This window comes from Flavobacterium poyangense (assembly GCF_011751075.1).
Taxonomy (GTDB): Bacteria; Bacteroidota; Bacteroidia; order Flavobacteriales; family Flavobacteriaceae; genus Flavobacterium; species Flavobacterium poyangense.
Genome location: NZ_JAALLN010000001.1, coordinates 541,812 through 554,573, shown reverse-complemented (window position 1 = coordinate 554,573; position 12,762 = coordinate 541,812). Strand labels below are relative to the sequence as shown.

The following is a 12,762-nucleotide window of genomic DNA, read 5'->3' as shown; positions in this document are numbered from 1 at the left end:
TTAATTTTTGTCAAAAATGTTTTGCTATTTTAAGAAATAATTAAGATGTTTGCGCCATACTAATTCAAAACAAATTGAAATGAAATTAAAATTACAATGGATTTTTACGCTGCTACTAGCGTTGTCTATGCAGTTTTCTTTCGCACAAGAGAGAACTGTGTCTGGAAAGGTGTCTGACCATACAGGTGTCATTCCGGGGGTGAATGTTATTGTTAAAGGAAGTAAAGCAAGTACTTATACTGATTTTGACGGAAGTTATTCCATAAAAGCAAAAACAGGAGATGTTTTGGTTTTCTCATACGTAGGTTTGAGCAACAAACAAATTACTGTTGGAACTTCAAATACTTTGAATGTTAGTTTAGAGTCAGAGGCTCAAGTAATGAACGAGGTTGTAGTTGTAGCTTACGGTAAAGCGAAAAAAGGAAGCTACACAGGATCTGTTTCTTCTGTAAAAGCAGAGGCATTAGAAGATCGTGCTTTAACGAACGTTTTATCTGGTTTAGATGGTGCTACATCTGGAATCCAGATTCAAAGTTCTGCGGGGCAGCCGGGTTCAGCTCCACAAGTGAGAATTAGAGGATTTAGTTCTATCAACGGATCAAATACACCTCTATATATTGTAGATGGTGTTCCTTTTTCGGGAGATATCAGTACAATCAATAGTACAGATGTTGAAAGTATGAGTATCTTAAAAGATGCTGCTTCTACTTCTTTGTACGGATCAAAAGCAGCAAACGGGGTAGTTATTATTACTACTAAAAGCGGTAAATCTAAAAAAGACAAATTTACATTAAACATTAGTACTGGTATTTCAAACAGATCTATTCCTGAGTACGACAGAGTAAATGCTCACCAATACTATCCTTTAGAATGGGAAGCTATCAGAAACAGTAGAGCTATGGGAACTCCAGCTCAGATTGCTGCTGCAAATCAATATGCTACAGATAACGTAGCACGTTTCTTAGTTATAAACCCATTTAACGTAGCTAACAATAAAGTTGTTGGAGTTGATGGTCAGCTAAATCCTGATGCTAAATTATTGTATCCTGAGGATTTAGATTGGGAGAAAGCGGTTACTAGAGCTGGTGTAAGAAAAAATATTGATTTCTCTTATCAGGGAAGAAGTGAAACTTCTAACTATTTTGTGTCTTTAAGCCACTTAAATGAGCAAGGAAATATCATTAATTCTGATTTCGAAAGAACTACTGCTCGTATTAATGTTAATTCAAAATTCAAAGAATGGTTTAAAACAGGTTTGAATTTATCTGGAGCTTTGACTGATTCTAAGCAGGCTGTTAACGGAGTTGATAACACATCATCTTTTAATAACCCATTTAGAACAATCAGATACATGGGGCCAATTAACCCAATATTTGATCACAATGCAGACGGTTCTTATATGTTAGATGAACAAGGAAACCAAATATATTCTACTTTTAGAGGTGCAGGTGCATCAAACGGACGTAATATTGTATATGAAACATTATACAATCAGGATCGTGACGAGGCAGTATCTTTAAATGCAAGAACTTTTGCAGAGTTTAAACTTTCAAAAGATCTTAAGTTTACAACTAATTATGCTATTGATAAGCGTACTTTAAATAATTCATCTTATCAAAATGGACTTATTGGTGATGCTGCAGGAGCAGGAGCAGCCGGTAAAGAGAATACAGTTTTCACTGGAGTTACTTTCAATCAAATTTTTGATTATTCAAAATCTTTTGGATTACACAATGTAACAGCAATGTTAGGACATGAAAGTTTTGAGTATAAAACTTCATTTACTTCTGGAGACAAAAGACAACAAAATGTTGGTTTAAATACAGAATTGATTAACTTTGTAACTGTTTCAGGTTTAACATCTTACAATAGAGGATATACTACAGAGGCTTATTTCTCAAGAGTAGGATATGATTATGATGGAAGATATATTGCGTCGGCTTCATTCCGTAGAGATGCATCTTCAAAATTTTCTAAAGATACACGTTGGGGTAATTTCTGGTCAGCTGGTCTTGCATGGAATATCTCAAAAGAGAGTTTCTTAGCAAACAGTTCATGGATTAATGATTTAAGACTTAGAGGGTCTTATGGTGAAGTAGGTAACGATTCTCATACTAGTAATGATGGTCTTAATTTTTACATCAATCAACCACTTTATTCTTTAGGTTTTGATAATGCTAGTGAGGGAGGTTTTATAGCTAACTCTGTTGGTGCGCCAGGTTTGAAATGGGAAAAGAATGCTCAGTCAGACGTAGCTGTTGAATTTGCTTTGTTCAAAAACAGATTCAGTGGTAGTGTTGAATACTACCACCGTAAAACAGATGGTCTTATTTTCGAAAACCCACTTCCATTGTCTCTTGGTTTAGACAATAAGGTTGAAAATATTGGATCTATGTACAATAGTGGTATTGAGGTTTCGTTAAATGGAACTTTGATCAAAACGGCAGATTTTTCTTGGGATCTTAATATTAATGCCTCTACTATTAAAAATGAGATTACTGCTTTACCACAACAAGAAATTATTAACGGAACAAAGAAATATTCTGTAGGAAGTTCTGCTTTTGATTATTGGTTAAGAGACTGGTATGGTGTAGATCCAACAGACGGTTTTGCATTGTATACTTTGGACCCGAAATTAAGTGTTCCTGGTGCTACTGATGAGCGTGTAGTAAACGGTGATAGAGTAACAACGAGTCAAACAAAAGCATTATACCACTATGCAGGTTCTGCTTTACCTGATTTGTTTGGTAGTTTTAATAATACTTTTAAATATAAAGGATTAGAGTTAAGTTTATTGTTTACTTACCAATTAGGAGGTAAAACATACGATAGTAACTATGCAGCGTTAATGCACACAGGTAATCAGTACGGATCAGCATTAAGTACTGATATCTTAAGAAGATGGCAGAAACCAGGAGATGTTACTGATGTTCCAAGATTAGATGTGAACAGAAATACACAATCTTCTGCTGCGTCTGACAGATGGTTAGTAGATTCAGACTACTTATCGTTCAGACAAGTGACTTTAGGATACAATATCCCTAAGCTTTTAGTTGATAAGTTAGGTGTTGATAATATGAGATTTTTTGTAAATGGTGAGAATTTAATGCTTTTCACTAAGAAAAAAGGAATGGATCCGACACAAAACTTTAACGGAACAACTCAAAACAGATTTTCTCCTGCAAGAACAGTTTCTTTAGGACTTAATTTAAACTTTTAATTAAAAAAATATGAAAATTAATATTTCAAAATATATAGTAGCAGCTTTTGCAATGGTACTGTTAGGGTCATGCTCAAGTGATTTCTTAGATCAGGATCCGACTCAGTATGTAAATGAGAAAGATGCTTTGTCTACTACTCAGGCGCTTTATGGTGCTGTGAATGGTATGCACCGTTCGATGTATATCAGATTCGAAGATCAGGGTGAGACTGGTATTGGTGGAGGTTTTATGCAATTAATGGATGTTGCAGGAGAAGATTTGGTTTATCCGGCAAGTAATGGATGGTATTTGTCTATCTATAACTGGCAAGGACCTGCAAACGAAAATGCGACAGAGATTAGATTTCCATACAGAACGTTTTACAGATTGGTTAGAAATGCAAATGCAATTATAAACAATGCTGATGCTGCAGTAGGGAATCAGGAAGATAAAGATATTGTAAAAGGTCAGGCGCTTCTTTATAGAGCTTTCGCTCATTTTCAATTAGTTCAGGTTTACGCAAAAAGATATGTAAACGGAGTAGTAAACAGTCAAGATGGTGTGCCAATTATACTTAATTCTGTTGACAGAGTAGGAAGATCTTCTGTAGAGGATGTTTACAAACAAATACATGCAGATCTTGATAAAGCTATCGTATTGCTAAATGGTTATGGCAGACCTAATAATTCTCATTTAGATTTATCAGTGGCTAACGGATTGAAAGCACGTGTTAATTTAGTTCAAGGAAATTGGCAGCTTGCTTCAGATTTTGCTGTGAAAGCAAGAGCAGGGAAATCGTTAATGGCTAGAGAAGATTATACGAAAGGATTTAATGATTATGAGAACAAAGAGTGGATGTGGGGTAGCCATATCGTAGAAGTACAGACTGAACTTTTTGCAAACTTCGGAGGTTATATGTCTCGTAATTTTAATTCTACTGTAATCAGATCTTGCCCTAAAGCAATCAACAGTAAATTATACGATCAGATTCCAACGACAGACGTACGTTCATTGTTGTTTGATAAAACAGGAGCGCATACAGCATTAAAACTGGCTTCTTCTTTTGCTAAATTTCCTTACACAAGTCAAAAGTTTTTATCTGTAAGTGCTTCAGACAGTAGAGTTGATGTTCCTTATATGCGTGTAGCTGAGATGTATTTGATCGAAGCTGAAGCAAAAGCAAGATTAGGACAGGCAGATGCTGCTTCAGTTTTATTCAGTCTTGTAAAAGAAAGAGATCCTGCTTACGTATTATCTACAAAAACAGGTCAGGCTTTAGTTGATGAAATTTGGTTCCAAAGAAGAATTGAATTATGGGGAGAAGGATTTAGATTCTTGGATTTAAAGAGAACTAATTCTGCTTTAGACAGAACCGGAGCAAATCATAATTCAACAATTACCGGAGGTGTTTTATCAGTACCTGCAGGAGATAAAAGATGGCAATGGCTTATCCCAATCGCGGAGATTAATGCAAACCCATTAGTTAAACAAAACGAACGTTAATCCGTTTTAATGATTATAATAAGAACTGCCCAAATTATTTTGGGCAGTTTTTTTTTGTGGTAGGTTGAGCTGTGGAATTTTTTATTGTTAAAGTATAAAAGTAAAATGTTTTAAATTTTAGTTGACAAAGCCAGATCAAATGATTTTTTTTGATCTGATTAGTTTTGATATTTCGTTCAAGGTAATATTGCCCTTCGGCTTCGCTCAGGATGATATCAAGTGTTGATCTACCTTTCTTGACTTTTGGAATTTGGAATTTAAAAAATTGGATTTTTTTTCTGTTCTCTTTATTAATGTATTACTATAATTTCAAGTGTTTTTTTATTTATACGGTTTTATCTTTTACCTTTGCTCCACAAATTTTTGCCTAAATAATTATTTATAAAGTTATCCAATGAGAATATTCTTTTTTCTGTATCTGTCAGTTGTACCTGCATTATTGTTTTCTCAGACGAAACCTGTTTCCAAAAGCAATTTGGATATGAATACCCAGTATTCAAGTATTACCGATACCGTAAAAAAGAAAAAAGCTAAAATTGCTACCATAGATCAGTATCAGATTATTACTATTGAGCATGATACGACTTATGCAGATACTTCTTTAACCTTAAAAAATGCCTACAAACAAAATTACCTGAGAAAGGATAATTTTGGACTCCTGCCATTTGCTAATATCGGACAGACTTATAATACTTTGCAATACAGTTTAACCGATTTTTCGCCTTATCCTGAATTTGGATTTAAGGCTAAACATTTTAATTTTTTAGAAGCCAATCAAATTAAATATTATTCGGTAGCAACTCCATTAACGGAACTGTTTTTTAATACAACTATTAATAAAGGTCAGAACGTAGATTCCTTTATCACATTAAATACTTCAAAAAATCTTAATTTTTCTATTGCCTACAGAGGATTGCGTTCAGAAGGAAATTATATAAATCAATTAGCCAGTACAGGGAACTTTAGATTTACGACCAGCTATTTTACAACTGATAAAAGATATGTTTTAAATGCACATTATACCTATCAGGATATTTTGAATGAAGAAAATGGAGGAATCACAACTCCCGAAAATTTTGAAAGTGGCGATAATAATTTCAAGAACCGTCAAAGATTGCAGGTTTATTTGCTAGATGCGGAGTCCTTTCTGAAAGGAAGAAGATTGTTTTTTGACCATGCTTTTAGAATTAATCCAAAGGAGGGAAATAATAATGCCTATCTGACACATCAGTTTAATTACGAAAACAAATTTTACGAATACAATCAGGCAAGTGTTACCTCTACTGTTGATAACAGACCTGTGAACAGATTTGGAGAGTCATATGTGACAAGCGGTGTAAAAGACCAGACACGTTTTGAAAAATTATACAATAAGGTAGGCCTTGCTTATGAGAATTCGCTTTTAGGAAAATTTAATTTTTTTATTGACGATTATCGTTCAAATTATGAATACAACAGAGTTATCCTTGATAAAACGGGAGTTATTGCAATTCCAAATAATCTTTACAGACAGATTAATAATGTTGGAGGCCAGTACGAGTATCAGAAAAACAAATGGAACGGTCGTTTTTTATATTCAAGATCGATCACTAATCAGTCACTTTCTAATTTAGATGCCAAATTAAGATATGATTTAAATGAAAAAATTAAGTTTGATTTTAGATATCAGAATATTAATAAACTGCCTAATAACAACTATGACTTGTATCAAAGTAGTTTTATAAAATACAACTGGTCTAATAACTTTAAAAACGAAAAAATAAATTCACTTAGTGCTAATGTTTTTACACCGTGGTTAAATGCCGAGGTGCAATATTCGGTATTAAAAGATCATTTGTATTTTAAAGATGTTTCTAATGCTGCCGAAATCGCTGCTCAAACTCAGATTGTGGAACCGGGTCAATATGGTAACGCAATTAATTATTTGTCTGTAAAGGCCAGCCGTGAGTTTAAGTTCGGACCGTTTGCCTTGGACAATACTTTATTGTATCAAAAAGTAGAACAATCTGATTTAATTTTAAATGTTCCTGATTTTGTAACCAGAAATACATTTTATTATTCAAGACATTTTTTCAAGAAAGCATTATTTATGCAGACCGGAATTACATTTAATTATTTTACTGAGTATTACGGTAATAGTTATAATCCGGTTATCGGTGAATTTTTTGTTCAGCAAAATAAAAAGATTGGAAATTATGCCAACTTTGATTTTTTTGTAAACGCCAGAATTCGTCAAACGAGATTTTATTTGAAAGCAGAACATTTTAATGCTTCATTTGCTCAGAGTAATTATTATTCAGCACCTAATAATCCATACCGTGATTTTACAATCCGATTTGGTTTAGTTTGGAATTTCTTCCAATAGTATTTAGGACGCTGTGTCAACTTTAAAACCAAATATAAAATTTAAATAGAAATGGACTTTTCAAAAAATATTTTAGAGACAATTGGTAATACGCCATTGGTAAAACTCAACAAAATTGTTGCTGAAATTGATGCGTTAGTATTGGCAAAAGTCGAAACTTTTAATCCGGGGAACTCTGTTAAAGACAGAATGGCCGTAAAAATGATTGAAGATGCTGAGGCTGATGGTCGCTTAAAACCGGGAGGAACAATTATTGAAGGTACTTCCGGAAATACCGGAATGGGACTTGCTCTTGTAGCAATTATTAAAGGATATAAACTAATTTGTGTGATGTCAGACAAACAGTCAAAAGAAAAGATGGATATTCTTAGGGCTGTTGGCGCAAAAGTAGTAGTTTGTCCTACAGATGTAGAGCCTACCGATCCACGTTCTTATTACTCGGTTTCTAAACGTTTAGCAGAAGAAACCCCTAACTCCTGGTACGTAAACCAATACGACAATATGTCAAATGCTTTGGCACATTATGAGCAAACCGGACCTGAAATCTGGAAGCAAACCGATGGTAAGATCACGCATTTTGTGGTTGGAGTTGGAACAGGTGGTACTATTTCGGGAGTGGGTAAATACTTAAAAGAGAAAAACCCGAACATCAAAATTTGGGGAATTGATACTTATGGATCTGTTTTTAAAAAATACCACGAAACCGGCATTTTTGATGAAAACGAAATCTATTCGTATATCACAGAAGGAATAGGGGAAGATATTTTGCCTAAAAATGTGGACTTCTCTTTAATTGACGGATTCACTAAAGTAACAGATAAAGATGCAGCTGTTTATACCAGAAGAATTGCACTTGAGGAAGCTATCTTCGTGGGGAATTCTGCCGGGGCTTGTATAAAAGGATTGTTGCAACTTAAAGAACATTTTAAACCGGATGATGTAGTTGTGGTGCTTTTCCATGATTCAGGAAGTCGTTACGTAGGAAAGATGTTTAATGATGACTGGATGCGCGAGCGTGGCTTTTTGGAAGAAAATGTAACAAAAGCAGAAGATGTTATCAAGGATCATATCGATAAGGAATTAATCGTTGTGCGTACCGAAGAATTGGTTTCTCATGCTATTGAACGTATGCGTAAGTACAAAATTTCGCAAATTCCAGTTGTAGATATTAATGGTTTTGTAGGTTCTGTCGACGAAACAGATTTGTTCAGAAGTTATGTGGCGGACAAAAATGTTGCCGAAAAACCAATTAAAGAAGTAATGGGTAAACCATTTCCGATCGTAAAATTAGGGACTCCAATTGAGGAAGTTTCCAGATTGTTTACCAAAGAAAATGATGCGGTTTTGATTGATTTAGGAAACGGCAATCACCATATTATTACCAAATACGATATTATTGGATCTATAAAATAAGAACGTAGTTCGTAACTTTGTAATCCATAGATCTAATTTGTAAAGATTAGATTTATGGATTTTTTAGTTTTAATTCCAAATTATGTATCAGGGTTTCGGTAGTTAAGTTAAATGAAAAGGAATGGTAGAGAGATGCTAAGCTTCTAAGTTTTATTCTTAAACATTCATTTTTTGAAGTTTATTATTCTTGAATCTTAGAGCCTTAGAATCTTTCTATTCTCTATTCACGAACCTGAGTTAAAATAATAAAAATATGAATTTTACTGCCATAGATTTTGAAACGGCAACTGCTTATCATCCGTGTTCTGTTGGAATTGTAACGGTACAAAACGGGATAATTGTAGATGAGTTTGTCACTTTGATAAAACCTCCAAATAACGAATACAATCCGTTTACGATTCGTGTGCATGGAATTTATCCGCGCGATACTGTAAATGCAAAATCTTTTTTGCAGGTCTATCCCGAAATTGAAAGAAGATTAAAAAACAGAGTAGTTGTAGCACATAACGAAAGTTTCGATCGCAATGTTTTAATCAAATCGATGGCGCTTTATGGTTTGCATTATGAAGATCTCAATATTGCTACACGTTGGGAATGCACGGTAAAAATTTATAAAGCAAAAGGAATAAAACCAACCAAATTAAGTGATTGTTGCCGGGAAATGAATATTCAACTGCAACATCACGAAGCACTTTCTGATGCACGTGCCTGTGCTAAATTATATCTGTTGAAATAATTTAAATCATTTTTGTAAGATTAATACTAATTTTTATTTATTTTTAAGTCTGTTTATCAATTAATATAAAGACTTAAAAATGAAAGAAGAGTTTCTTCATTACCTGTGGAAGTTTAAGAAATTTGAAACCTTGAACTTAAAGACAACTCAAAACGAGCCTGTTGTAATTATTAAGTCAGGGGACTATTTAGGGCTTTCCGGGCCTGATTTCTTTAATGCCCAAATTGTAATTGGAAATCAAAAATGGGCTGGAAATGTCGAAATCCATCTAAAATCATCAGATTGGTATGCCCATGGACATGAAAAAGATGTTGCGTACGAAAATGTAATTTTGCATGTAGTGTGGGAGCATGACAATGCAATATTTAGGGCAGATAATACCGAAATTTCTGTTTTGGTATTAAAAGAGTATGTTTCGGAGGAGATAATAAATAATTACTATTCCTTAACAAAAACTAAGTCATGGATTCCCTGTGAAAGAGATATTGCTCACATTGATGACTTTGTTTTTAAAAATTGGTTAGAACGACTTTTTTTTGAGCGTTTGGAACGTAAATCTAAATTTATTTTTAGTTTATTGGAAGAAACGAATCAGGATTGGGAAGCCACTTTGTTTTGTCTATTGGCTAAAAATTTTGGTTTGAATGTAAATGGGGAAGCTTTTTTTCAAATCGCCAAATCAATTCCGTTTTCAATTATTAGAAAAGAAAGTTTTGAAACGGAAAATCTGGAAGCTTTATTTTTTGGGATTTCGGGTTTACTGGATGCGGACAAAGAAGACATTTATTTTATCGATTTAAAAATTAGATACTTTTACTTCTTAAATAAGTATCAGTTGTCGAAAGTGTACGTTGACCCACTTCAGTTTTTTAAACTTCGCCCGGATAATTTTCCGACCATTCGGCTTTCGCAATTGGCAGCATTGTACCATAAACATCAAAATTTATTTACAGAGTTGATTGAAGTTAAATCAGTTAAGAAGGTTTATGACTTGCTTACTGTTTCCTGTGGTTTGTACTGGCAGAACCATTACCAGTTTGATAAAAAAAGCCGAAAAAAGTCAAAAGAAGTATCAAAATCATTCCTCGATTTAATAATTCTCAATACGATAATTCCGCTTCAGTTTGCTTATGTACAAATGAAAGGGGAGTTTATTTCAGAAGATCTAATTGATTTTATGAATGAAGTAGGTCCCGAGAAAAACTCGATTATCGATAAGTTTGAATCTTTTGGGGTAGTTTCAAGCAGTGCTTTTGATACACAAGCCTTATTGCAGCTCAAAAAGGAATACTGTAATCAGAATGCCTGTTTGAAATGCGCAATAGGATTGGAATTATTAAAAGGCAAATAGAAAACAGGTTCATTAGATATTTTTGTATTTTTGTGGGAAGTCGAAAGTCAAAAGTCGAAAGTCAAAAGTCGAAAGTCAAAAGTCAAAAGTCGAAAGTCGAAAGTCGAAAGTTAAAAGATTTTAGTGTACTGTTTAGGCAGGAAGCCCAAAATCAGCAATCTAAAATCAGCAATCTAAAATCAACAATTAAATATGTCTGCAATAGTAAAACTCAAGTTCTTTTTTGAAAAATATGGTTTTCATGTCTCTTCAAGATTGGCGGATAAATTAGGGATGCGTGTAACAAGTGTGCGATTGTTTTTTATCTACATTTCGTTTGTAACCGTGGGACTGGGTTTTGGAGTTTATCTGACCTTGGCCTTTTGGATAAGGCTGAAAGATTTAATCAGAGCCAAACGAACTTCCGTTTTTGATTTATAGGTAAATTTAGAAATAATAGCCCTAAATCTGGGTCACGATTGACTTTGTTATATTGATTTTATAAAGCATAAAAAAACTCCAAATTAGATTTGGAGTTTTTTTATGAAATATGGTGTCGAAGATTATTCTGTTTTGTTCAGTTTTGATCTTCCTTTACTATATCCGAAATAAACCAGTATACCGATAGCCAACCATCCTAATGAAAGTAATTGTGCATCTAAGCTTAGATTGATCATTAAATAAGTATTAATCGAAATACCAAAAATAGCAATTATAGGTAAAGCAGGAACTTTAAAAGTTCTGGTTAACTGAGGTTGTTTTACTCTCAGAATCCAAACCGCAATACAAACCATTGTAAAAGCAAATAAAGTACCGAAACTAGTCATATCTGCTAATTTGTTGATTGGTGTAAAAGCCGCAACAATAGCAATAATACCACCAAGAATCATTAAATTGGTTTTTGGAGTTCCTGAAATTGGATTAACTTTTGAGAATACAGGAGGAATTAAACCATCTTTAGACATTCCAAGGAAAATTCTTGATTGTCCCATAATCATTACCATTAATACAGAAACCAAACCAACGGTTGCAGCAATTGTAATGATAAAACCGGCCCAACCTTGTCCTGCAATATCAAATGCATAAGCAACAGGAGCTTTTATCGCTTCAGGGTATTTTCCTAGCGGGTTAAAATCTTTGTAATTCATCATTCCGGTTAATACCAGAGAAACAAGAATATATAAGATGGTACATATTAATAGGGAAGCAATAATGGCAAACGGAACATCCTTTTTAGGATTGATAGCCTCACCTGCCTGAGTAGAAACGGCATCAAAACCAACATAAGCAAAGAAAATTGCTGCTGCTCCGGATACGATTCCTCCAATTCCGTAGGCATTATGTGTGGTTTCTTTTTCAATAATTTGTGTAGCTGCAGGAATAAACGGATCCCAGTTTGCAGTATTAATAAAGAAAAGTCCGGCAATAATTACAAACACTACAGCAGAAACTTTAAGGATAACAATCATATTATTTGCTTTTGCTGCACCTTTTGTACCTTTAATAAGTATAGAAATAACAAAAAGAACAATGCAGAAAGCTGGAAGATTCATAGAAAAACCTTCTCCTGTATAGCTGGCAGGATCTGTAGTAAGCCATTCAGGGAGATGAATATGAAACATTTTAAGTAACTTATTAAAATAGCCTGACCAGGAAACGGCGACCGTCATTGATCCCATGGCATATTCGAGGATAAGTCCCCATCCTATAATCCAGGCAAAAATTTCTCCAATTGTACCATAGGCATATGCATAAGCAGAACCTTCAACAGGTAAAATAGAAGCAAACTCAGAATAACAAAGAGCTGCAAAAACACAGGCTATACCTGCAATAATGAAAGAAACGGCTAAGGCTGGACCTGCATGATAGTAAGCTCCGGTACCGGTAAGAACAAATATTCCTCCACCAATAATGGCTCCAACTCCAATGGCAGTAAGGCTCCATTTTCCTAAGACCCTTTTTAAATCACTTTTCTTCATATCGGCTTCAAAAGCTGATATTGGTTTAACTCGCATAATTGACATAACTATTATCGTGGTTTATTGTTATTAAGTTCCAAATGTATCGTTTTTTATAAAAAATAAAAACAATTATGTAATATTTAGTGGTAAAATCTTCACTATTTATATAAAATGGGCTTAAACTAACCGTTAATGCTTGAAATCAGTAATTAATTCCTCAGAGTCGTTTAAGCAGAAAAAGAAGGAAAAATTTA

At 33.9% G+C, this 12,762-nt stretch carries 8 protein-coding genes; 7 read left to right on the top strand and 1 reads right to left on the bottom strand.

All coding sequences use genetic code 11. From position 1 onward, the window contains the following. Window positions 1-79 precede the first annotated feature (79 nt). The 7 genes from G3A47_RS02265 (at window position 80) to G3A47_RS02235 (ending at window position 10,988) form a co-directional block, all read left to right on the top strand. On the top strand, window positions 80-3,220 hold the full coding sequence (locus G3A47_RS02265; protein ID WP_166920004.1) for a SusC/RagA family TonB-linked outer membrane protein: 3,141 nt from the start codon (window positions 80-82) through the stop codon (window positions 3,218-3,220). Window positions 3,221-3,230: 10 nt separating this feature from the next. Further along, complete coding sequence (locus G3A47_RS02260) at window positions 3,231-4,703, top strand: RagB/SusD family nutrient uptake outer membrane protein (RefSeq protein WP_166920002.1); 1,473 nt, start codon at window positions 3,231-3,233, stop codon at window positions 4,701-4,703. A 394-nt stretch (window positions 4,704-5,097) separates the two neighbouring features. Next, entirely contained in the window at window positions 5,098-7,068 is a 1,971-nt protein-coding gene (locus G3A47_RS02255; RefSeq protein ID WP_166920000.1) for a putative porin, read from the top strand. A 51-nt stretch (window positions 7,069-7,119) separates the two neighbouring features. Further along, window positions 7,120-8,481 (top strand): pyridoxal-phosphate dependent enzyme, encoded by a 1,362-nt coding sequence (locus tag G3A47_RS02250; protein WP_166919998.1) that lies wholly within the window; start codon window positions 7,120-7,122, stop codon window positions 8,479-8,481. Between the two features lie 253 nt (window positions 8,482-8,734). Beyond that, a complete protein-coding gene (locus G3A47_RS02245) occupies window positions 8,735-9,217 on the top strand; it encodes a 3'-5' exonuclease (RefSeq protein ID WP_166919996.1) in 483 nt (160 codons plus the stop codon). Window positions 9,218-9,296: 79 nt separating this feature from the next. After that, window positions 9,297-10,568 (top strand): DUF2851 family protein, encoded by a 1,272-nt coding sequence (locus tag G3A47_RS02240; RefSeq protein ID WP_166919994.1) that lies wholly within the window; start codon window positions 9,297-9,299, stop codon window positions 10,566-10,568. 192 nt (window positions 10,569-10,760) lie between these two features. Then, window positions 10,761-10,988 carry a PspC family transcriptional regulator gene (locus G3A47_RS02235; protein WP_047777924.1) on the top strand — a complete coding sequence of 76 codons (228 nt, stop codon included), beginning with the start codon at window positions 10,761-10,763 and terminating at the stop codon, window positions 10,986-10,988. Window positions 10,989-11,110: 122 nt separating this feature from the next. On the opposite strand, the gene G3A47_RS02230 is transcribed toward G3A47_RS02235, so the two are convergent. Then, window positions 11,111-12,571, bottom strand: coding sequence for an APC family permease (locus G3A47_RS02230; protein WP_166919993.1), 1,461 nt, complete (start codon window positions 12,569-12,571; stop codon window positions 11,111-11,113). Window positions 12,572-12,762: the final 191 nt, after the last annotated feature.

Bases quoted from the DNA above. Each gene is read 5' to 3' on its own strand.
- G3A47_RS02265 (WP_166920004.1), top strand. From the start codon at position 80: ATGAAATTAAAATTACAATGGATTTTTACGCTGCTACTAGCGTTGTCT.
- G3A47_RS02260 (WP_166920002.1), top strand. From the start codon at position 3,231: ATGAAAATTAATATTTCAAAATATATAGTAGCAGCTTTTGCAATGGTA.
- G3A47_RS02255 (WP_166920000.1), top strand. From the start codon at position 5,098: ATGAGAATATTCTTTTTTCTGTATCTGTCAGTTGTACCTGCATTATTG.
- G3A47_RS02250 (WP_166919998.1), top strand. From the start codon at position 7,120: ATGGACTTTTCAAAAAATATTTTAGAGACAATTGGTAATACGCCATTG.
- G3A47_RS02245 (WP_166919996.1), top strand. From the start codon at position 8,735: ATGAATTTTACTGCCATAGATTTTGAAACGGCAACTGCTTATCATCCG.
- G3A47_RS02240 (WP_166919994.1), top strand. From the start codon at position 9,297: ATGAAAGAAGAGTTTCTTCATTACCTGTGGAAGTTTAAGAAATTTGAA.
- G3A47_RS02235 (WP_047777924.1), top strand. From the start codon at position 10,761: ATGTCTGCAATAGTAAAACTCAAGTTCTTTTTTGAAAAATATGGTTTT.
- G3A47_RS02230 (WP_166919993.1), bottom strand. From the start codon at position 12,571: ATGTCAATTATGCGAGTTAAACCAATATCAGCTTTTGAAGCCGATATG.